Source organism: Pseudomonas sp. TE6288, assembly GCF_054062095.1.
Window position 1 is genome coordinate 143,467 of sequence record NZ_JBSSEW010000010.1, and the last position, 20,270, is coordinate 163,736.

A 20,270-nucleotide genomic window follows, 5' to 3' on the forward strand; every position below is an offset into this window, starting at 1 on the left:
CGCAATGTTGAAAAGCAATGGCGATCGCCTGTGGGCGAGCCTGATGGCCATGGCCGAGATGGGCGCCACCGCCCGTGGCGGCAGCTGCCGCCTGGCCCTGAGCGACGAGGACAAGGCCGGGCGTGAACTGTTCGGCCGCTGGTGCCGCGAGGCCGGGCTGAGCCTGAGCGTGGACGCCATCGGCAACCTGTTCGCCCGCCGCGAAGGCAGCGACCCGCATGCCGCGCCGGTGATGATGGGCAGCCACCTGGACACCCAGCCCGAAGGCGGGCGTTTCGACGGCGTCTACGGCGTGCTGGCCGGGCTGGAAGTGGTGCGCCGCCTGAACGACCTGGGTATCCGTACCCGCAAGCCGCTGGAGATCGCGGTGTGGACCAACGAGGAGGGCGCCCGCTTCACCCCGGCCATGTTCGGTTCGGCGGTGTTCACCGGCACCTTGCCGCTGGCCCAGGCCCTGGCGATCCGCGATGCCGACGGCATCAGCGTCGCCGATGAACTGGCGCGCACGGGTTATGCCGGCCAACGCCCGCTGGGCGGCAAGGTGGACGCCTATTTCGAAGCGCATATCGAGCAGGGCCCGATCCTCGAGGACAACGCCAGGAGCATCGGTGTGGTCAGCGGCGGCCAGGCGATCCGCTGGCTCGACGTGACTGTCGAGGGCATGGCCGCGCATGCCGGCACCACGCCGATGAAGTTGCGCAAGGACGCCTTGTACGGCGTGGCACGGATGATCCAGGCCATCGAACAGCTGGCCAGCGACTTCGCCCCCGAGGGCCTGACCACAGTGGGTGAGCTGAGCATCGCCAAGTCGTCGCGCAACACCATCCCCGGCCAGGTGCGCTTCACCCTCGACCTGCGCCACCACCGCGACGAGGCCATCGACGCCATGGAGCGCGATATCAGCCTGCAGTTGCAGGCCATCGCCGGCCAGCGTGGCCTGGCGGTGCGCATCGAGCGCCACTGGGTCAGCCCGGCCACGCCGTTCGACGCCGACTGCGTGGCCGCCGTGCAGCGGGCAGTGGATGGCCTGGGCTACAGCCAGCAGTCCATCGTCAGCGGTGCCGGCCATGATGCGATCCTGCTGGCACGCTACTGCCCCACGGCGATGGTGTTCATCCCCTGCGTTGGTGGGCTGAGCCACAACGAAGCCGAGGATGTGCTGCCCGAGGATGCCCGCCAGGGCGCCGATGTATTGCTCAACGCCGTGCTGGCCCGTGCCGGCCAGGTTGTCGAAGGAGAAGCCTGATGCGCTGCTATTTCCACCCTGAACAGTTGCTCCACCATCCGCGCAGCTACTATTCGCGCGGCGCCATGCGCACCCCGCAGGAAGTCCCCGAGCGCGCCCAACGCCTGCTGCAGGCCGCCAAGGCCCTTGGCTTCGATATCCGCAAACCCGAAGATGCCGGCCTTGCACCGCTCAAGGCCGTGCATGGCGAGGCCTACCTCGCGTTCCTCGAAGAAGCCCATGCGCGCTGGAAGGAGGTGCCCGAGGACTGGGGCGACGAGGTGATGTCCAACATCTTCGTCCGCGAACCCAACGCCCTGCGCGGCATCCTTGCCCAGGCCGGGCGCTACCTGGCCGATGGCAGTTGTCCGGTGGGCGAGCATACCTGGCGCTCCGCCTACTGGTCGGCACAGAGCGCCGTCGCCGGGGCCCAGGCCATCCTTGACGGCGAACCCGCCGCCTATGCCCTGTGTCGTCCGCCGGGGCACCATACCCGATACGATGCTGCTGGTGGCTTCTGCTACCTCAACAACGCCGCTGTCGCGGCCCAGGTGTTGCGCGGCCGCTACCAGCGCGTAGCGATCCTGGATACCGACATGCACCACGGGCAGGGCATCCAGGAGATCTTCTACGAGCGGGACGACGTGCTGTACGTCTCGGTGCATGGTGACCCGACCAATTTCTATCCAGGAGTGGCGGGCTTTGCCGACGAGCGCGGCAGCGGAGCGGGTGAGGGCTGCAATCTCAATCTGCCGATGGCCCACGGGGCGAGTGAAGCGGACTTCATGGCGCAGCTGGAGGTTGCGTTGCAAGCGCTGAAGGACTTCGGCGCCGAGGTGCTGGTGCTTTCGCTGGGCTTCGATATCTACGAGCTGGACCCGCAGAGCAAAGTGGCGGTGACTACCGAAGGGTTCGCCCGCCTTGGTGAACAGATTCGTGGGTTGCGTTTGCCGTGCCTGATCGTGCAGGAAGGCGGGTACCACCTGGAGAGCCTGGAGGCGAATGCCCGGGCATTCTTCGGCGAAGAGCGCGATTGGCGTTAAGCCTGTCGCGGGGAAAGCCCGCTTCCACAGGTTGTATCGCAACGGTGGGAGCGGGCTTGTCCCGCGATTACGTTGGTACGGGTATCACACCCCGCACCTGCGTACATGCTTCACTAGCACCTTCTCCAGCAACTCCCACATCGCCGGGTCGGTACTGAACGCTACATTGAAGCGCATCCAACCGGTGGCCTTGGCATCGACCATGAACAACTGCCCGGGCCCGAGCATGATGCCTTTCTCCAGCGCATCGTCCAGCAGCGCGGCGCTGTCGGGGATCGCCGGATGGCGGGTCCAGATGTACATCCCCTCATCCGATTCGATGAACAGCTCGAAACCCAGCCGATGCAGGTGCCGGCCCACTTCCTGGTGCGCCTCGGCCAGGCGCTGGCGCAGGCGCTTGAGGTGCTTGCGCCAGCGGCCGTCGATGATCGCGGCGTACACCACCCGCTCCATCACCTGCGAGGTGGTCAGGCCCGATCGCATCTTCAGGTGCAGCAGTTGCTGGGTCAGCTCGGGGCTGGCCAGCAGGTAGCCGACGCGCACGTTGGGCGAGATGCTTTTCGAATAGCTGCCCACGTACACCACCTGCTGCAGGTGGTCGAGGCTCGCCAGGCAGGGCAGCGGGTCGGCGATCATGTCGGCGTAGAGGTTATTCTCCACCAGGCGGAAGCCATGCTGGCTGGCCAGCTGCAGCAGGCGGTGCAATTGCGCCAGCGGGGTGCGCGAGCAGGTCGGGCTGTGCAGGTGCGGCTGGGTGAAGAACGCCGTGGGGCGGTGGTGGCCCAGCAGGCGCTCGAGCTGGTCGAGGTCGTAGCCGGCCGGGGTGCGTGGCACGCCCACCAGGGTGGCGCCCTGGGTGCGCAGGATGCTCATCAGGTTGGGGTAGCCGGGGTCGTCCACCAGCACTACATCGCCGGGGCGCACCAGGGTGCGCACGGCCAGGTCCAGGGCCTGGCTGGCACCGTGGGTGAGCATGAGTTGCGCCGGGTTGGCGACGATCGACAGTTCCTGCTGCAGGTTCTGAGCGGTCAATGCGCGCAGCTCCGGCAAGCCCATGGGGTCGCCGTAGCCGGACAGCTCCAGCGGGCTGCCGGCGACCTGGCGCAGGCCACGGCGCAAGCCTTCTTCGTACATCCAGTCGTTGGGCAGCCAGCCGCAACCCGGTTTGAACGGCAGCTGGCGGATCTCGAAGATCTGCTGCAGGTACCATTCCGAGTTGAACGTGGGGCGGCTGGTATCGGCCTCGACGGAGTGCTTGTCCAGCAGATCGTTGGCCGCACGATTGACGAAGAACCCCGCATTGCCCTTGCTCACCAGCAACCCCTGGGCCACCAGGCGGTCGTAGGCCTCGACCACAGTGAAGGTGCTCACCGAGTAGGTCGAGGCGAACGCCCGGATCGACGGGACCTTCGCCCCGGGCTTGAGGGTCTGGTCGTCGATCAGTGCGCGCAAGCCGTCGATGATCTGGTTGACCAGCGGGGTGGAGGAGTCCGGATGTAGCTGGAGCATTCGGGGGCCTTCAGGTGTGCGGGACGCCAGGCGCCTGCGGGGCACAGCGGGTGTATTGCATCGGCGGCCTGTACAGTGCAGTGCGTTTTTCATGCTGCTGTGCATGGCTCAATGTGTTCGACATTTTTACATTACGTGTCAGATATAGCCAACACAGCACATGACAGCGCCATGAATAATCACAACATCGCTGCTTTACCGTCGAGGTCCGCCTCGCACCTTCTTCCCGCCTGGCCGGACGCTGCTCGTCCGTCCCCAGCATGGTTCAGTTCGTCCAGAGGGTCGCCTCTGGCCGCGTAAGCAGGCCGCCACGGATGGCCTGCGTGTGCTCGCGCACACCTCCCTGCCCGCAGTAGCACTGATGTACAGGTGAGACCGATAACCATCGGGGTTTCACAGTTTTTCCTTGGATAAAAAGAAGCACGGGGTAAATAACTGATGGACGCAACATCCACATCCACCACCGCGAAGGATGGGCACGAGAGCAAGCTCAGTGCCTCGCTCAAGTCGCGCCACCTGACGATGATGTCCATCGCCGGGGTGATCGGCGGCGCCTTGTTCGTCGGTTCCGGCAGCGTGATCCACAGCGCCGGCCCGGCCGCTGTCCTGGCTTACCTGGCCGGCGGCATCCTGGTGGTGCTGATCATGCGCATGCTGGGTGAAATGGCGACTTCGTCGCCGGACACCGGCTCGTTCTCGACCTACGCCGACCGCGCCATCGGCCGCTGGGCCGGTTTCACCATCGGTTGGCTGTACTGGTGGTACTGGGTGATCCTCATGGCCTGGGAGGCCTACGTGGCGGGCAAGATCCTGCACGGATTTTTCCCGGACGTGAGCGTCAACGTGTTCGTGCTGGCCACGACCCTGCTGCTGATCACCGTCAACTTCTTCAACGTCAAGCACTACGGCGAGTTCGAGTTCTGGTTCGCGCTGATCAAGGTGGTGGCGATCGTCTGCTTCCTGGTGGTGTGCACCGCCGCGGTGATGAACGTCTGGCAGTTCGGCGAGGTGCGCGGCATCAGCCACCTGACCGCCGAAGGCTTCATGCCCAACGGCATCACCACGGTGATCGGCGCCTTGCTGGGGGTGATGTTCGCCTTCCTCGGCGCCGAGATCGTCACCATCGCCGCCTCCGAAGCGAAGGACCCGGCCACCCAGATCGTCAAGGCGACCAACTCGGTGGTCTGGCGGGTGTGCCTGTTCTATGTCGGCTCGATCTTCCTGATCGTCTGCCTGGTGCCGTGGAACGACCCGCACCTGGGCGTCTCCGGTTATGGTGCCTACCGTCGCACCCTGGAGCTGTTGGGCGTGCCCTATGCCGAGCTGCTGATGAACTTCGTGGTGCTGACCTCGGTGAGCAGCTGCCTGATCTCCGGCCACTACACGGCTTCGCGCATGCTGTTCTCCCTGGCCCAGCGTGGCGATGCGCCGCGCCTGTTCAAGTTCACCCGCACCGGCACCGGCGTACCGGTGAACGCGATCATCGGCTCGTGCCTGGTGGCGGTGTTCTGTGCGCTGATCAACTTCAGCGACACCCTGCGCCCGAAAGACGTGCTGGAAACCCTGATGAACACCACCGGCATGATCGCCCTGCTGGTGTACCTGGTGATCGCCTTCTCGCAGCTGCGCATGCGCCGCAAGCTGGTGGCCGAGGGCAAGGAAGTGCGCCTGAAGATGTGGTTATTCCCGTGGCTGACCTACCTGGTGATCGTGTTCATCGTGGCGGCGCTGGTGACCATGGCCTTCATGCCTGACTACCAGATCCTGGTGATCTCCACCGGTATCGCTGCGGCGATCGTGGTGGCCATGGGCGTGGTGCACCAGATGCGTACCGCCAAGCGTCACTGACTGCGGTAGCGCCGCGCGCAACGGCCGGTACCCGTCAAGGGACCGGCCGTTTCCGTTTTCGCCTGCGCCAATCGGATCATCCCTACGCTGTGGGGTGCCGACATGGCTTATGCTGCACGCAATTGCCCTACAAGGAGTGTCCCATGTCCTGGTCCGCCACCCAGTATTCGCTGTTCGAAGACGAACGCACTCGCGCCGTACGCGACCTGCTTGCCGCCGTGCCGACGCGCCCGGTGCGCCAAGCCACCGACCTTGGCTGCGGTCCGGGCAACTCCACCGAAGTGTTGCTGCAACGTTGCCCCGATGCGCAGGTCGTCGCCCTGGACAGCGATCCGGACATGGTCGACAAGGCCCGGCAGCGGCCACGGTTGAGCATTCCACGGGTGCGTTGCGAGATTGGCGAGATCGCCGGCTGGGCGGCCCAGGTGCCCCAGGATCTGATTCTTGCCAACGCTTCGCTGCAGTGGGTGCCGGACCATGCCAGCCTCTATCCGCATCTGGTACGGCAGCTGAACGAAGGTGCGAGCCTGGCCGTGCAGACGCCGGACAACCTCGACGAGCCGGCTCATCGCCGCTTACGCGAGATTGCCAGCCAAGGACCTTGGGCTGACAAGTTCGCTGACTTCAGCCTGCCGCCGCGGCACAACGCAGGTTTCTATTACGACCTGCTCAGCCCTTTGTGCGCGCGGGTGGATGTGTGGCGCACCACCTATCACCACCCCTTGATCGGTGGCGCCGAGGCGGTGGTGGAGTGGTTCAAGGGATCGGCGTTGCGGCCTTACCTGGCGCGGCTCGATGAGCAGGAACAGGCGGGTTTTCTGCAGTTGTACCTGCAGGCCATGCAGCATGACTACCCGGCGGCCAGCGACGGTCGGGTGTTGTTGCCGTTCCCGCGGCTATTTGTGGTGGCCACGCGTTAGGCGCCAGAGCACCCAGGCATAGATGCCGAGGTTGAGCGCCAGCACGATGGTGCCCAGCCACAGTTGGATCTGTGGGGTCAGGCCGGCGGGGTAGATCACGGGCCAGATGTAGTATTCGACGAAACCGCCGTGGTAGCCGGCGTCGCCGGCGGCTTTACGCAGGTGGTTTTCCCAGTCGGTCAGAGGGCACTCCAGGTGCAGGCCTTCCACGGCCAGGCCCCAGGCTAGGGCGGGGAGGTGGATCAGCAGGGCGCGGCGGCGCCAGAGCACCAGCAGGCCGCCGAACAGGACCAGCAGGATGAACGAGAGGTGGAACAGGACCAGGGTGTCGGCGGCCAGGCGGTGGAACATGGTGGGTGGGGCCTTGCTGGGGGAGATGGTTTAGTTTGTCATGGTTTTTCGGCTTTTTGTTTCTGAGTTTGGTTAATTGTTTTGATAGTTGTATGCGCATTCATTTGCGATGTCGACGCATAGTCACCTTTCCGCCCTTACGGCGGGTCCCTTTTTGAAGGATCAAAAAGGAACCAAAAAATCCTCGCTCCATTCATCCGGCCCTCCGCTTCGCTCCGGGTTCCCTCACTCCGGCCTTGCTCCCGGGAGGACCGCGCTGAACGCCCCATCCTGGGGCGCAGCGCTTGACGGGCATCCATGCCCGTCACCTCCCTCCGCAAGCCCTGCGTTCGGCCTCCTGAAGTCGCGAAGTTACGGGCGGCGCCTGAACTAACGCAGCTAGTCGCTAGTTGCCATCGTGGGAACTCTAGATCAACATTGCGGGGCAAGCCCGCTCCCACGATAGTTTAACTATTTCATTTAACGTGGGAGCGGGCTTGACCCGCGATGGCGTAATGAAGAACAACACTTCATCCACTAATAAACCAAAATATCTGCTCTTGATCTTGCTTCTAAGCGCGCGATAGTTCAGGCGACACAAATTGCGACTTCAGGAGGCCGAGCGCAGGGCTTGCGCAGGGAGGTGACGGGCATGGATGCCCGTCAAGCGCCGATCAGGCCATGGATGGCCCGTCGGCGCGTCCTCCCGGAGCAAGCCCGGAGCGAGGGAACCCCGGAGCGAAGCGCAGGGGCCGTATGAACGGAGCCGAACGGTTTTGCCTACTTTGGCCAAGACCAAAGTAGGCCGCCGTAAGGGTGGAAAGGTGACTAAATGTCAGCATCGTCTACGAATGCGCATAAAAGTCCCAAAACAATCACCCAGACCCAGACCCTAACCCCCCTCCAAAACCATCTCCAAAAACGTAGCCACCACCCGCCGCATCCGCTGTTCCTGCAAACACACCAACGTCTCCGTCAAATGCCGCTGACAATCCACAATCGGCAAAGCACAAACCCTCGCATCGGCCCCGAATTCAGCCGCGGACACCACCCCCACACCAATCCCCACGACCACCGCCTCCCGCGCCGCCTCCCGCCCTTCGACCTGGATCGCCGACCGAATCCGCAACCCCGCCCGCTGCATTTCCTCCTCCAGCGTCTGCCGCGTCACCGACCCCGGCTCACGCAGCACCAGCGGCGTATCGTCCAGGTCTGCCAGGCTGATCTGCCCACGGCTGGCCCAGGGATGCTGGTGCGAAACGAACGCCACCATCGGGTCACGCCGCATCGGCACGCAGAACAGCCGCTCGTCATCGACATCGCGCCCGAGCAGGGCCAGGTCGGCCTGGTAGCTGAACAACCGCGCCAGCGACTCATCGGTGTTGCCGGTCTCGATCTTCACCTGGATCCCCGGATAGCGCTGGCAGAACCGGGCAATCTGCGGCAGCACATGCACTGGCGCGTCCACCGCCAGGGTCAGGCTACCGGTGTGCAGGGCGCGTGAGTCTTGCAATAGCTCCTGGGCCTCGGCCTCGCAGGCGAACAGGCGCTGGGTGACGCCAAGCAGGCGCTCGCCCAGGTCGGTCAACTGCACCGAGCGTTTGTTGCGGTGAAACAGCAAAACGCCAAAGCGCTCCTCCAGTTTGCGCACCTGGTCGGACACCGCCGGCTGGGTGAGAAACAGCTTTTGCGCCGCGCGGGTAAAGCTGCCTTGCTCGGCAACCGCGTGGAAGGCCTTGAGTTGAGCGTGGGAAACCGACATCGAACACTCCGCTTAAAAGCTGGGCTTATGTGTGAAATACGATAAATCGATTTTATTTATCAGTCAGCAGCTGTTTCCATGTGTTTCAACCCGACGCCTCTGCCACGAGCAACGGCATGTCGGCCATGGCGGCACCACCGCCATCTGACCAGGTGACGTCCCTCCGTCACGCAGTGCGCAACACAACAACAAGACAGGCGTTTCTTCACATTCTGCCGGCACACTCAAACAAGAGGTCAGAGTCAAATGAACCAATCCCTGGGCGCCATCAAGCGCTGGCGCGTGCAGATTTTCGCGATCACCTGGCTGGCCTATGCCGCCTTCTACTTCACCCGCAAGGCCTTCTCGGTGGCCAAGCTCGGCATCGGCGAAGACCCGAGCTTCATGCTGGACAAGGCCGCCATGGCCAACCTCGACGCCATCTACCTGGCCGCCTACGCCGTGGGCCAGTTCACCTGGGGCATGCTCGCCGATCGCTTCGGGCCGCGCGTGGTGGTGCTCGGCGGGCTGCTGATCTCGTCGGCCGCCGCGGTGGTGATGGGCAGTTACGCAACCTTCCCGATCTTCGCTACCTGCATGCTGGTCCAAGGGCTGGCGCAGTCCACCGGCTGGGCGGGCTTGTGCAAGAACATCGGCAGTTTCTTCCCGGCGTCCCAGCGCGGACGGGTACTGGGGCTGTGGAGTTCGTGCTACGCCTTCGGTGGCCTGGTGGCCTCGCCGTTCGCCGGCTGGTGGGCCTACACCCTGGTCGGCACCTGGCACGCGGCATTCTTCTCCAGTGCCGTGGTGGTGGCCGTGGTGGCGGTGCTGTTCTTCATCTTCCAGCGCAACAAGCCCGAGGACGTCGGCCTGCCGGCGGTGGAGCCCGAGCCACAGAGCATGGCCCCAGGGGCGAACCTGTGCAGCGTGTGGGCGCCATTGCGCGAGATCCTGCGCAACCGCACGGTGCTGACCCTGGGCCTGGCCTACTTCATGCTCAAGCCGGCGCGCTACGCCATCCTGCTGTGGGGGCCGGTGATCGTTTTCGAGCAGATGCCCTCGGTGGGCAAGGTCGGCGCGGCGATCATTCCCACGGCGTTCGAGCTGGCCGGGCTGCTCGGGCCGATCCTCATCGGCCTGGCCTCGGACAAGCTGTTCGGTGCCCGGCGCATGCCGGCCTGCGTGATCAGCCTGGTGCTGCTGACCCTGACTCTGGCCGGCTTCATGGCGGCGATGCACAGCGGCAGCGTGGCGCTGGTGGTGGCCTTGCTGTTCGTCATGGGCCTGACCCTCTACGGCCCGGACTCGATGATCAGCGGCGCCGCGGCCATCGACTTCGGCACGGCCAAGGCCGGCGCCACCGCGGCTGGTTTCGTCAACGGCTGCGGCTCGGTGGGCGCGGTGCTTGGCGGCTTGCTGCCGGGCTACTTCGACAGCGTCACGGTATTCATCGTCTTCGCCGGCACCGCGCTGTTCTCCGCCCTGGTGCTGCTGCCGCACTGGAACAGCCGGCCGGCGACGGCACCCCAGGCCACCGACGTGGCCCCCAATACCGGCATGGCGATCAAGCCACTGCGTACCTAGAGGAAAGCGAGCAGATGAGACCCTTCTGGCTGCAACAGGCCCTGGACCAGGAAGACGAGGCCCTGTGCCCGCCGCTCGCCGGCGATGCGCGCTGCGACGTGTGCATCGTCGGCGGTGGCTACACCGGGTTGTGGACTGCCTTGATGATCAAGGAACAGGCGCCGCAGCTGGAGGTGCTGCTGATCGAGGCCGACATCTGCGGCGCCGGGGCCAGCGGGCGTAACGGTGGCTGCGCGCTGTCCTGGTCGGCCAAGTACTTCACCCTCGAACGCTTGTTCGGGGTGGCCGAGGCGGTGCGTCTGGTGGGCGAGTCCGAACGCAGCATCGGCGCCATCGGCGAGTTCTGCGCGGCCAATGGCATCCGCTGCGACTTCCGCATGGACGGCACGCTCTACACCGCCACCAACCAGGCCCAGCTCGGCGGCACCGATGCGGTGATCGCCGCGCTGGAGCGCCACGGCATCAACTCGTTCCAGCGCCTGGCGCTGGAACAGGTGCAGCGCCTGGCCGGCTCCCAGCGGCATCTGGAGGGCTGGTACTCGCCGGCCGCGGCCACGGTACAGCCGGGGCGTCTGGTGCGCGGCTTGCGCCGGGTAGCCTTGCAGCGTGGCGTGCGTATTCACGAGGGCACGGCGATGACCGGCCTGGAGCATGGCGCGCCGGCACAGGTGCGCACCCGGGCCGGCACCATCCGCGCCGACCGCGTGGTGTTGGGCCTCAATGCCTGGATGGCGCGGGCTTTCCCGCAGTTCGAGCGCAGCGTGGCGATCGTCTCCAGCGACATGGTGATCACCGAGCCGTGCCCCGAGCTGCTGCGTCAGATCGGCCTGGACAGCGGCGTCAGCGTGCTCGACTCGCGGATCTTCGTGCACTACTACCACAACACCTCCGACGGTCGGCTGATGCTCGGCAAGGGCGGCAATACCTTTGCCTACGGCGGGCGCATGCTGCCGGTGTTCGACCAGCCGTCGCCGTATCAGCCGTTGCTGCGTGACAGTCTGGCCGAGTTCTTCCCGGCGCTGGCCGAGGTGCCGTTGGCGGCGAGCTGGAACGGGCCGTCGGACCGCTCGGTGACCGGCCTGCCGTTCTTTGGCCGGCTCGATGGGCAGGGCAACGTGTTCTATGGCTTCGGCTATTCAGGCAGCGGGGTGGGGCCGTGTCACATGGGCGGGCAGATCCTCTCGTCGCTGGCCTTGGGGCTGGACAACGCCTGGACCCGCTCGCCGTTGGTCAAGGGTCCGCTGGGGCGCTTCCCACCGGAGCCGGTGCGCTACCTGGGGTCGCTGATGGTGCGCAACGCCATTCGCCGCAAGGAGCGCGCCGAAGACCGCGGCGTGCGTCCGCGCGGGCTGGATGTGCGCCTGGCAAAGTTCGCGGCGGCGGCGGGGAAGGCCGACAAGGGCTGAAGCTGATGCGATTTCTTGTCGAACCCGGTGCGCAGGGCGTATAAACTCTCCCCACTTTTTGGCCGGTCGCTTCCTGAACCGGCCGCTGAAACAAAGAGAGTCGATATGGGCGCACAGTGGAAAGCCAAGCATAGAGAAACGGCGGCCAACGCCAAGGGCAAGATCATGGGCAAGCTGGCCAAGGAGATCCAGATCGCCGCCAAGTCCGGCGCCGACCCGGACATGAACCCGCGCCTGCGCCTGGCCATCGTCCAGGCCAAGAAAGCCTCGATGACCCGTGAGACCCTGGAACGCGCGATCAAGAAAGGCGCCGGTCTGGACGGCGAGGCCGTGCAGTACCATGCCGTCAGCTATGAAGGCTTCGCGCCGCACCAGGTGCCGCTGATCGTCGAGTGCCTGACCGACAACGTCAACCGCACCGTGGCGCAGATCCGCGTCCTGTTCCGCAAGGGCCAGCTGGGTGCCAGCGGCTCGGTGGCCTGGGACTTCAACCACGTCGGCCTGATCGAGGCGACCCCGGAAGGCGACGCCGACCCGGAAATGGCAGCCATCGAAGCCGGTGCCCAGGACTTCGAGGACGGCGAGGAAGAGGGTTCGACCCTGTTCATCACCGACACCACTGACCTGGATGCCGTGCAGAAGGCCCTGCCCGAGCATGGCTTCACCGTCACCTCGGCGAAGATCGGCTACACCCCGAAAAACCCGGTGAGTGCGGCCAGCCTGAGCGCCGAAGCCCTGGCCGAGGTCGAGGCCTTCCTCGAGGCTATCGACGAGAACGAAGACGTGCAGAACGTCTATGTCGGCCTGACTGACTGATCCGCGCGTTATCCTCGCGGGGCAAGCCCTCTCCCAGCGCGTCTTTGGGAGCGGGCTTGCCCCGCGATCATTTCCGGACCTGTGCCATGCACCCCACCTTCGCCTCCCTCAGCCTCGCCCACCTGCGCACCCTCGACTGCCTCCTGCAGCTGAAGAACCTCAGCCACGCCGCCGAGCGCCTGGGCTGCAGCCAATCGGCGCTGAGCCGCCAACTGGCCAGCCTGCGCGAGGCTTTCGACGACCCGCTGCTGGTGCGCCAGGGGCGTGGCTATGTGCTCAGCGAACACGCCGAAACGCTGGTCGAGCCATTGCGCCAGGTACTGGACGAGCTCAACGCCCTGCGCCAGCCCGCAGCGTTCGACCCGGCGCGCTGCGAACGGCGCTTCTGCCTGGCGGCCTCGGACTACGTGGCCGAACATATGCTGCCGCAGCTGGTGAAAGCATTGGAGCAGGAGGCGCCGGGGGTGTCGCTGGAGTACCGCACCTGGCAGGCCGGGCAGTACGCCTTGCTCGCCAGCGGCGAGATCGACCTGGCCACCACGCTGTTCGACGAGTCGCCACCCAACCTGCACGGCCGGCTGCTGGGTGAGGACCGGGCGGTGTGCCTGATGCGCCATGACCATCCGCTGAGCGCCCGCGGCGAACTGAGCCAGGACGACTACCTGGCCTTCAAGCATGTGCGGGTGTCCGGTGGCGGCGACAAGGACAGTTTCATCGACCGCCATCTGCGTGCCCAGGGGCTGCAACGGCGCGTCAGCCTGGAGGTGCCGTTCTTCAGCGCGATGGTCCAGGTGGTCGGCAACGGCCAGGCGCTGGCCACGGTGCCCGAGCATATCGCCCGGCAACTGGCGCGGTTGCATGGGCTGAGCTGGCGGCCGATGGGCTTTGTCGAGCACACCCAGCGTTACTGGGTGGTATGGCATCAGCGTCTGCAGGCCTCGGCCGAACATCGCTGGCTGCGTAACCGGGTGTTCGAGGTGTGGCGCCAGTCGCAGTTCGGCGTGCAGGGTGGGCATGCGCCTTTGCCATAGCAGCTATGCGTGAAGCGGGGTTATTCGGCGGGTGATGGAGGCCTAGACTGCGAGGCATTGTCAGCCAGGAGACCGCCCATGACCCCCGAACAATTCCGCCAATACGGCCACCAACTGATCGACCTGATCGCCGACTACCGCCAGACCGTCGGCGAGCGCCCGGTCATGGCCCAGGTCGAACCCGGCTACCTCAAGGCCGCGCTGCCCCAAGGCGCGCCGCAGCAAGGCGAGCCGTTCGAGGCCATCCTCGCCGACGTCGACAAGCTGGTGATGCCCGGCCTGTCCCACTGGCAGCACCCGGACTTCTACGGCTACTTCCCCTCCAACGGCACCCTGTCGTCGGTGCTCGGCGACTTCCTCAGCACCGGCCTGGGCGTGCTCGGCCTGTCGTGGCAGTCCAGCCCGGCCCTCAGCGAACTGGAGGAAACCACCCTCGACTGGCTGCGTCAGCTGCTGGGCCTGAGCGGGCAATGGAGCGGGGTGATCCAGGACACCGCCTCGACCAGTACCCTGGTGGCGCTGATCTGCGCCCGCGAGCGTGCCACCGACCATGCCCAGGTGCGCGGCGGCCTGCAGGCCCAGGGCAAGCCCCTGGTGGTCTACGTCAGCGCCCATGCCCACAGCTCGGTGGACAAGGCCGCGCTGCTGGCCGGATTCGGCCGTGAAAACATTCGCCTGATCCCTACCGACGCGCACTACGCCATGCGCCCGGAGGCGCTGCGCGAAGCCATCGCCCAGGACCTCGCCGCCGGCAACCAGCCTTGCGCCGTGGTTGCCACCACCGGCACCACCACCACCACCGCGCTGGACCCGCTGCGCCCGATCGGCGAGATCGCCCAGGCCAACCAGCTGTGGCTGCACGTGGACTCGGCCATGGCCGGTTCGGCGATGATCCTCCCGGAATGCCGCTGGATGTGGGACGGTATCGAGCTGGCCGACTCGGTGGTGGTCAATGCCCACAAGTGGCTGGGCGTGGCCTTCGATTGCTCGATCTACTATGTGCGTGACCCGCAGCACCTGATCCGGGTGATGAGCACCAACCCCAGCTACCTGCAGTCGGCGGTCGATGGCGAGGTGAAGAACCTGCGCGACTGGGGCATTCCCCTGGGGCGTCGGTTCCGCGCCTTGAAACTGTGGTTCATGCTGCGCAGCGAAGGTGTCGAGGCCCTGCAGCAACGCCTGCGGCGTGACCTGGAAAACGCGCAGTGGCTGGCCGCGCAGGTGGAGGGGGCGCCCGCGTGGGAGGTATTGGCGCCGGTGCAGTTGCAGACCTTGTGCATCCGCCATTGCCCGACAGGTCTCGAGGGCGAGGCGCTCGATGCCCACACCCGCGCCTGGGCCGAGCGCCTCAACGCCTCGGGTGATGCCTACGTGACCCCGGCGACCCTGGACGGGCGCTGGATGGTGCGGGTCTCGGTGGGGGCGCTGCCCACCGAGCGCGAGCATGTCGAGCGGCTGTGGGCGCGGTTGCAGGGGGTGGTAGCTGAACAAGCCTGAAGCTATCGCTATAATCTTTACGCTATAGCGAATGGGCAAAAAAGGGCGTGGGGCGCAGGCCACGCAAGAGCAGCTCGGCCTGGGCCTGGGTCGAGGCGCGGGATGGCTTGATCTGCCCTGAGCTGCCGGGGGCCATGCCAAAGCGGAAGGTCGCCAGGGACGTAGACCACAGGTACAGCAGCAGGTGCTCGGGCGTGGTCCGCACGATCAGCCCGCGCTCCATCCACTGCGCCAGGCAGGCCAGCGTCTGCCTGGCACTGCCGCGCAGCAGCTCGGCGCGTTCACCGGGCAGTTGCCGGGCGCCATGCAGCATTTCCTTGAGCCAGACGCGCACCGCGCCGGGGTGTTGGCGTGCCACCTCGGCCTTGGCCTTGAAGTAGCGGGGCAGGGCCTGTTCGGGGTGAGCCTCCGGCACCAGGCTGCGCGAGGCGCGCAGCAAGGGTTCCATCACCAGGTCGAGCACTGCGGTGTAGAGCAGGCGTTTGTTGCGGAAGTAGTAGAACACGTTGGCCCTGGGCAGCCCGGCGCGGGCGGCGATAGCGTCGACCCGGGCGGCGGCGAAACCATGGTGGGCGAATTCCTCGCTGGCGGCGGCGAGGATCAGTTGCAGGTTGCGATCACGGATACTGGGCATGGCAAACACGTACTTCTGAATCGATATGTTCAAAAGTATATAGCGGTAACGTGTTCGCCGACAGCTGCCCAGGCTCGTGTTCAAGCGAGCCTGTGTCGGATCAGCAGGCTTCGCGCCAGGCGCGGATCTGCTCCAGTGTTGCGGTGGCGCCACCGCAGACGATCACCAGGACATTGCCAAAGGCCGCCACTGCGTCGGGGTGTTCGAGCAAGGCCAGCGCCGCGCCGCAGGCCGGCTCCACCAGCAGGCGGTGATCGCGCAGCAGGCGTTCGCAGGCGTCGAGCGCCTCGCGATCACTCACCAGGTGGCTGACCACCGGGTGCTGGCGGGTGCAGGCCAGCGCCTGTTCGGCCACCCGCTTGGCCCCCAGTGAAGTGGCTACCGAGGTGATCCCCGGCAGTTCCACGGTGTGCCCGGCAGCCATGGCCGCGTGCATCGACGCCGCGCCTTCGGTTTCCACGGCCAGCACCGGCACATCCTGCCAGCCATTGCGCTGCAACCCTTCGACCACGCCGCGCAGCAGGCCGCCGCCGCCGACCGACAGCACCACCGCATCCGGCTTGCAGCCGGCCTGGGCCACTTCATCGATCATGCTGGCGTGGCCGGTCCACAGCAGCGGGTCGTCGAACGGGTGGATGAAGGCGTCACCCGCGCCCAGCAGGGTCTGCGCGTGCTCGTTGGCTTCCTGCCAGGAGCTGCCGCGCACCACCACGCTGGCGTCTTCCAGGCGCAGCAGTTCCTTGGCCCGTTCGGTGGTGGTCTCGGGCACCACCACGGTCACCGGCACGCCGAGCTTGCGGCCGGCGTAGGCCACCGCCAGCCCGGCATTGCCGCCGGATGAGGAGACGAAGTGACGGGCGCCGCGAGCATGGTGCACCTCGCAGGCGTGGCCGACGCCGCGCAGTTTGAACGAGCCACAGGGTTGCAGGGCTTCGAGCTTGAGCCACACCGGGCGGCCGGCGCTCAGCGACTGCGGACGGGATTCGATCAGTGGGGTAGGGATATGCAAGGGCATGGTGGGCTCCGTGGCTCAGTCGCGGGCAGCCGCGGCGGGCTCGCCGCGCAGCTGTTCCAGGTAGTTGTAGACGGTGTAGCGGGTCACGCCGAGGGCCTCGGCGGCTTTCTCGACGCCGCCCTTGACGATGAACAGGCCGCGCTCCTGCATCACGCGCACGGCTTCGACCTTGGCCTGCTTCGTCATCCGTCCCTGGCCGCTGCGCTGCAGCGCGTCCTGGATGATCCCGGCCATCAACGCGGTCATGTCCGCTGGCTCGTCGCCTGGCACCGTCGCCGGTGTGGCGCCCAGCGGCTGCAAGTGCCGCAGGAACGCCATGGCGGCGTCCAGGCCGGTGACGTCGGTGTTCACGCACAGGCTGGCGAAGGGCTGTCCGGTGCTGTCACGGTAGATCGCCGTGGCGCTGCGCAGGCTGCGCCCCTTGAGGGTGGTGGGGTAGTCGGGCAGTACCACAGGGTCGCAGCCTTGCTGGTCGGCGGCGGCCTGCATCAAGGCCTTGAACCCTTGATCCTGTTCGGGAGCGGCGAGTATCGGGCTGCCGACCTGGCGGCCGGAGAGCTCGCCATTGACGATCGCCACCACCGAGCGTTCCGGGTGTTCGAGGTCGTGCAGAAGGATTTCCACATTACGCGGGACGACGCTGCCCAGCGCCTGCAGGGCGGTCTTGAGCACGTTCAGGGTGAGCTGGCGTTCGTGGGCGAGGGTGAGCATGGTCGGCACCAGATTCAATATTGTGTTGAATATTACACAAAAAGTTGAATTTGGCGAGAGTTTCGAATGCTCAAAAGCAACCGCGGGGCCATCTCGCTCCTACTCAAGGCAGGAGCGGGATGACCCCGCGATCAGGTGCGTCAGCCCAGTTTCGGCGTACGCGGCGGGACAATGCGGCGCGAGCCGGTGGACTCGAAGGCGGCGGCGAATTTCAACAGATTGTTGTCGCTGTACGCCTTGCCCGCGAAGGTCAGGCCCACCGGCATGCCGATGTCGGCCATCACGCCCATCGGCACGGTCACGGTCGGCACACCGAGGTGGCGGATCGCCAGGTTGCCGTTGGCCACCCAGATGCCGTTGCTCCAGGCGATGTCCGCCGAGGCCGGGTTGACGTCAGCATCCGCCGGGCCGACATCGGCCACGGTGGGGAACAGCACCGCGTCCAGGCCCTGGGCGTCCATCCAGTCTTCCAGGTCGAGCTTGCGGGTGGCTTCCAGGCCGCGCAGGCCATCGGGCACGGTGGCGATCTTGTCCCAGCTCTTCAGGCCGCGCTTGGCCATGTTGACGTACTCGTCCATGCCGGCGGCGAGGTCGTCTTCACGGTTGGGCAGGGTGCCGGGGTCGTGGGGGAAGATCTGCGGGCCATCGACATCGGCCAGGCGGTTGAGCTTGGGATCGTCGTTGGCGCGCAGGAAGTCGTCGAAGGCCCAGCCGGACAGTTCCCACAGTTCGTCATGCAGGAACTCCTTGCTGACGATCCCACGGGTGAACACGGTCGGCGCGCCGGGGCGGTCGCCCTCGCAATTGGAGACCAGCGGGAAGTCGGTCTCGACCACTTCGGCACCGGCCGCTTCCAGGGCCTGGCGGGCTTGCTGCCACAGCTCGATCACGCTGGCACGGGTATTGATGCGCTGGCCGGTCGGGCCGCCGATGCCGGGCTTCTCCGAGGTGCCGGCTTCGGCGTCGGCATTGATGTACATGCGTGGCACCGCGAAGCGCTTGCCCTTGAGCGACTCGGCGCCCACGGCCAGGTCCAGGTACGAGGCAGGGCGCACGCTCGAGGCGGCCGGGATCGGCACCCAGGGTTGCAGGCGCCACAGGTCGCCGCGCTTGTCGGCGTCGTCGGCCACCACCACGTCGAGGATCTCCAGCAGGTCGGCCATGGTCCGCGCATAAGGCACGACCACGTCCATGGTCGGCGTCAGCGGCCAGTTGCCGCGCACCGAGATCACCCCGCGCGACGGGGTGTAGGCGCACAGGCCGTTGTTCGAGGCCGGGCCGCGGCCACTGGACCAGGTTTCCTCGGCCAGGCCGAAGGCGCTGAAGCTGGCGGCGGTGGCGGTGCCGGCACCGTTGGAGGAGCCGGAGGCGAAGGGGGCGGTCAGGTAGGCGGCGTTGTACGGGCTCTCGGCACGGCCATACACGCCACGTTGCATGCCGCCATTGGCCATCGGCGGCATGTTGGTCTTGCCCAGGCAGATGGCGCCGCCGGCGCGCAGGCGCTCGACGGTGAAGGCGTCGCGCTGGGCGACCAGGTCCTTGAATGCCGGGCTGCCGGAGGCGGCAGTCAGGCCCTTGACCAGGTAGCTGTCCTTGGCGGTGTAGGGGATGCCATCCAGCGGGCCGAGGGTTTCGCCACGGGCACGGCGGGCATCGGAGGCTTCGGCCTCTTTCAGGGCCTCGGGGTTGCGCACCACCACGGCATTGAGCCGCGTGGCGGTGTCGGCGCCGTCGTAGGCGTCGATGCGGGCCAGGTACGCCTTGACCAGCTCGACGGCCGTCGTGCGGCCGGACTTGAGCGCGTCGCGCAGCTCGGCAATGGAAACCTCGGTTACCTCGATCATGCTGTCACCACAGTTGTGCAGGTGGAAAATCATGGCGGCGAGTGTAGCAAGAAGGTCCCGATGGGCGCAGGCATGCAGCGGGGAAATGGTTGGTTGCAGCCAGGCAATCGAACGGCAGGTCGGTGTGCGCAGTTGCCTATGCCCCTCGAGGCATAGGCAACACGAATGAGGCGTAGGCGTCGCTATGTGCGGGGTGACTGGGTCACTCCAGGTCGCTGGCCGCGTGGCGCTCCGCCACCTGGCTGGCTTCCTCGCCCCAGGTGCGGTTGATGCGGGTACCACGCTGCACCGCCGGGCGCTGGGCGATGGCCTCTGCCCAGCGCTGCACATTGGGGTATTCGTCCACCGCGAGGAACTCGGCCGCGCCGTACAGGTTGCCGCGCACCAGTTGGCCATACCAGGGCCAGACGGCGATGTCGGCGATGCTGTACACGTCGCCGCCCAGGTAGGCGTTTTCAGCCAGGCGCCGGTCGAGCACGTCGAGTTGGCGCTTGGCTTCCATGGTGAAGCGGTTGATCGCGTATTCGAACTTTTCTGGCGCGTAGACGTAGAAGTGGCCGAAACCACCGCCCAGATAAGGTGCGGCGCCCATCTGCCAGAACAGCCAGTTGAGGGTCTCGGTGCGTGCGACCAGGTCCTGGGGCAGGAAGGCGCCGAATTTTTCCGCCAGGTACAGCAGGATCGCGCCGGACTCGAACACCCGCACCGGCGGTTCGACGCTGCGGTCGAGCAGGGCGGGGATCTTCGAGTTGGGGTTGACCTGCACGAAGCCGCTGCCGAACTGGTCGCCTTCGCCGATACGGATCAGCCACGCGTCGTACTCGGCGTCGCCGTGGCCGAGGGCCAACAGTTCTTCCAAGAGGATGGTGACCTTGACCCCGTTGGGCGTGGCCAGGGAGTAGAGCTGCAGCGGATGCTTGCCGGTGGGCAGCGGCTTGTCGTGGGTGGCGCCGGCCACCGGGCGGTTGATACTGGCGAACTGGCCACCGGAAGGGGCCTCGAAGGTCCAGACCTTGGGCGGGACATAAGGGGGCTTGCTCATGGAGATCTCCTGGAGGGCGCGATGCGGCCGGGTAAGGACGTGGACAGCCTTTCTATGCCATGGGTTCGCCGTGC

General features: G+C 66.2%; 17 protein-coding genes. 9 read left to right on the plus strand and 8 right to left on the minus strand.

Annotation, left to right across the window (positions count from 1 at the left end; genetic code table 11):
* Positions 1–4: 4 nt before the first annotated feature.
* Positions 5–1,246, plus strand: coding sequence for a Zn-dependent hydrolase (locus ACVWY1_RS12445; protein ID WP_457378337.1), 1,242 nt, complete (start codon positions 5–7; stop codon positions 1,244–1,246).
* Positions 1,246–2,268, plus strand: coding sequence for a histone deacetylase family protein (locus ACVWY1_RS12450; RefSeq protein ID WP_457378338.1), 1,023 nt, complete (start codon positions 1,246–1,248; stop codon positions 2,266–2,268). Before ACVWY1_RS12445 ends, ACVWY1_RS12450 begins: the two co-directional genes overlap by 1 nt.
* 84 nt (positions 2,269–2,352) lie before the next feature.
* Here the strand turns inward: ACVWY1_RS12450 and ACVWY1_RS12455 are convergent, their stop codons facing one another.
* On the minus strand, positions 2,353–3,777 hold the full coding sequence (locus ACVWY1_RS12455) for an aminotransferase-like domain-containing protein (RefSeq protein WP_457378339.1): 1,425 nt from the start codon (positions 3,775–3,777) through the stop codon (positions 2,353–2,355).
* Between the two features lie 438 nt (positions 3,778–4,215).
* On the opposite strand from ACVWY1_RS12455, the gene ACVWY1_RS12460 reads away from it, so the two are divergent.
* Both ACVWY1_RS12460 and tam read left to right on the plus strand, forming a co-directional pair.
* Positions 4,216–5,625, plus strand: coding sequence for an amino acid permease (locus ACVWY1_RS12460; protein ID WP_046856038.1), 1,410 nt, complete (start codon positions 4,216–4,218; stop codon positions 5,623–5,625).
* 122 nt (positions 5,626–5,747) lie between these two features.
* Complete coding sequence (tam, locus tag ACVWY1_RS12465; RefSeq protein WP_457378340.1) at positions 5,748–6,545, plus strand: trans-aconitate 2-methyltransferase; 798 nt, start codon at positions 5,748–5,750, stop codon at positions 6,543–6,545.
* Here tam and ACVWY1_RS12470 read toward each other — a convergent pair.
* Together ACVWY1_RS12470 and ACVWY1_RS12475 are read right to left on the minus strand one after the other, a co-directional pair.
* A complete protein-coding gene (locus ACVWY1_RS12470) occupies positions 6,522–6,896 on the minus strand; it encodes a DUF2784 domain-containing protein (protein ID WP_457378341.1) in 375 nt (124 codons plus the stop codon). The genes tam and ACVWY1_RS12470 overlap by 24 nt on opposite strands.
* 871 nt (positions 6,897–7,767) lie before the next feature.
* Complete coding sequence (locus ACVWY1_RS12475; RefSeq protein WP_139670143.1) at positions 7,768–8,637, minus strand: LysR substrate-binding domain-containing protein; 870 nt, start codon at positions 8,635–8,637, stop codon at positions 7,768–7,770.
* A 246-nt stretch (positions 8,638–8,883) separates the two neighbouring features.
* On the opposite strand from ACVWY1_RS12475, the gene ACVWY1_RS12480 reads away from it, so the two are divergent.
* The 5 genes from ACVWY1_RS12480 (at position 8,884) to ACVWY1_RS12500 (ending at position 14,950) form a co-directional block, all read left to right on the plus strand.
* Positions 8,884–10,200 (plus strand): MFS transporter, encoded by a 1,317-nt coding sequence (locus ACVWY1_RS12480; RefSeq protein WP_430945070.1) that lies wholly within the window; start codon positions 8,884–8,886, stop codon positions 10,198–10,200.
* A 14-nt stretch (positions 10,201–10,214) separates the two neighbouring features.
* A complete protein-coding gene (locus ACVWY1_RS12485) occupies positions 10,215–11,606 on the plus strand; it encodes an FAD-dependent oxidoreductase (protein WP_258598240.1) in 1,392 nt (463 codons plus the stop codon).
* A 105-nt stretch (positions 11,607–11,711) separates the two neighbouring features.
* Positions 11,712–12,422 carry a YebC/PmpR family DNA-binding transcriptional regulator gene (locus ACVWY1_RS12490; RefSeq protein WP_023631852.1) on the plus strand — a complete coding sequence of 237 codons (711 nt, stop codon included), beginning with the start codon at positions 11,712–11,714 and terminating at the stop codon, positions 12,420–12,422.
* 86 nt (positions 12,423–12,508) lie between these two features.
* Complete coding sequence (locus ACVWY1_RS12495; protein ID WP_457378342.1) at positions 12,509–13,453, plus strand: LysR family transcriptional regulator; 945 nt, start codon at positions 12,509–12,511, stop codon at positions 13,451–13,453.
* Positions 13,454–13,531: 78 nt separating this feature from the next.
* Complete coding sequence (locus ACVWY1_RS12500; RefSeq protein WP_457378343.1) at positions 13,532–14,950, plus strand: DOPA decarboxylase; 1,419 nt, start codon at positions 13,532–13,534, stop codon at positions 14,948–14,950.
* A gap of 22 nt (positions 14,951–14,972) precedes the next feature.
* Here the strand turns inward: ACVWY1_RS12500 and ACVWY1_RS12505 are convergent, their stop codons facing one another.
* From ACVWY1_RS12505 to yghU, 5 genes are all read right to left on the minus strand, one after another.
* Positions 14,973–15,584: a TetR family transcriptional regulator C-terminal domain-containing protein gene (locus tag ACVWY1_RS12505; RefSeq protein WP_102683773.1), complete on the minus strand. Its 612-nt coding sequence runs from the start codon at positions 15,582–15,584 to the stop codon at positions 14,973–14,975.
* Positions 15,585–15,684: 100 nt separating this feature from the next.
* Positions 15,685–16,599 carry a pyridoxal-phosphate dependent enzyme gene (locus ACVWY1_RS12510; RefSeq protein WP_457378344.1) on the minus strand — a complete coding sequence of 305 codons (915 nt, stop codon included), beginning with the start codon at positions 16,597–16,599 and terminating at the stop codon, positions 15,685–15,687.
* A 15-nt stretch (positions 16,600–16,614) separates the two neighbouring features.
* Positions 16,615–17,310, minus strand: coding sequence for a helix-turn-helix transcriptional regulator (locus ACVWY1_RS12515; protein ID WP_367856344.1), 696 nt, complete (start codon positions 17,308–17,310; stop codon positions 16,615–16,617).
* A gap of 140 nt (positions 17,311–17,450) precedes the next feature.
* Complete coding sequence (locus ACVWY1_RS12520; RefSeq protein ID WP_457378345.1) at positions 17,451–19,154, minus strand: amidase; 1,704 nt, start codon at positions 19,152–19,154, stop codon at positions 17,451–17,453.
* Between the two features lie 202 nt (positions 19,155–19,356).
* Positions 19,357–20,196, minus strand: a complete 840-nt coding sequence (yghU, locus tag ACVWY1_RS12525; protein ID WP_258598232.1) for a glutathione-dependent disulfide-bond oxidoreductase — start codon at positions 20,194–20,196, stop codon at positions 19,357–19,359.
* Positions 20,197–20,270 lie beyond the last annotated feature (74 nt).

What these genes read in the sequence shown, in the direction of transcription:
- yghU (WP_258598232.1), bottom strand. Translation starts at nt 20,196, where the DNA reads ATGAGCAAGCCCCCTTATGTCCCGCCCAAGGTCTGGACCTTCGAGGCC.
- ACVWY1_RS12510 (WP_457378344.1), bottom strand. Translation starts at nt 16,599, where the DNA reads ATGCCCTTGCATATCCCTACCCCACTGATCGAATCCCGTCCGCAGTCG.
- ACVWY1_RS12475 (WP_139670143.1), bottom strand. Translation starts at nt 8,637, where the DNA reads ATGTCGGTTTCCCACGCTCAACTCAAGGCCTTCCACGCGGTTGCCGAG.
- ACVWY1_RS12480 (WP_430945070.1), top strand. Translation starts at nt 8,884, where the DNA reads ATGAACCAATCCCTGGGCGCCATCAAGCGCTGGCGCGTGCAGATTTTC.
- ACVWY1_RS12470 (WP_457378341.1), bottom strand. Translation starts at nt 6,896, where the DNA reads ATGTTCCACCGCCTGGCCGCCGACACCCTGGTCCTGTTCCACCTCTCG.
- ACVWY1_RS12485 (WP_258598240.1), top strand. Translation starts at nt 10,215, where the DNA reads ATGAGACCCTTCTGGCTGCAACAGGCCCTGGACCAGGAAGACGAGGCC.
- ACVWY1_RS12490 (WP_023631852.1), top strand. Translation starts at nt 11,712, where the DNA reads ATGGGCGCACAGTGGAAAGCCAAGCATAGAGAAACGGCGGCCAACGCC.
- ACVWY1_RS12445 (WP_457378337.1), top strand. Translation starts at nt 5, where the DNA reads ATGTTGAAAAGCAATGGCGATCGCCTGTGGGCGAGCCTGATGGCCATG.
- ACVWY1_RS12505 (WP_102683773.1), bottom strand. Translation starts at nt 15,584, where the DNA reads ATGCCCAGTATCCGTGATCGCAACCTGCAACTGATCCTCGCCGCCGCC.
- ACVWY1_RS12455 (WP_457378339.1), bottom strand. Translation starts at nt 3,777, where the DNA reads ATGCTCCAGCTACATCCGGACTCCTCCACCCCGCTGGTCAACCAGATC.
- ACVWY1_RS12520 (WP_457378345.1), bottom strand. Translation starts at nt 19,154, where the DNA reads ATGATCGAGGTAACCGAGGTTTCCATTGCCGAGCTGCGCGACGCGCTC.
- ACVWY1_RS12495 (WP_457378342.1), top strand. Translation starts at nt 12,509, where the DNA reads ATGCACCCCACCTTCGCCTCCCTCAGCCTCGCCCACCTGCGCACCCTC.
- ACVWY1_RS12515 (WP_367856344.1), bottom strand. Translation starts at nt 17,310, where the DNA reads ATGCTCACCCTCGCCCACGAACGCCAGCTCACCCTGAACGTGCTCAAG.
- ACVWY1_RS12500 (WP_457378343.1), top strand. Translation starts at nt 13,532, where the DNA reads ATGACCCCCGAACAATTCCGCCAATACGGCCACCAACTGATCGACCTG.
- ACVWY1_RS12460 (WP_046856038.1), top strand. Translation starts at nt 4,216, where the DNA reads ATGGACGCAACATCCACATCCACCACCGCGAAGGATGGGCACGAGAGC.
- ACVWY1_RS12450 (WP_457378338.1), top strand. Translation starts at nt 1,246, where the DNA reads ATGCGCTGCTATTTCCACCCTGAACAGTTGCTCCACCATCCGCGCAGC.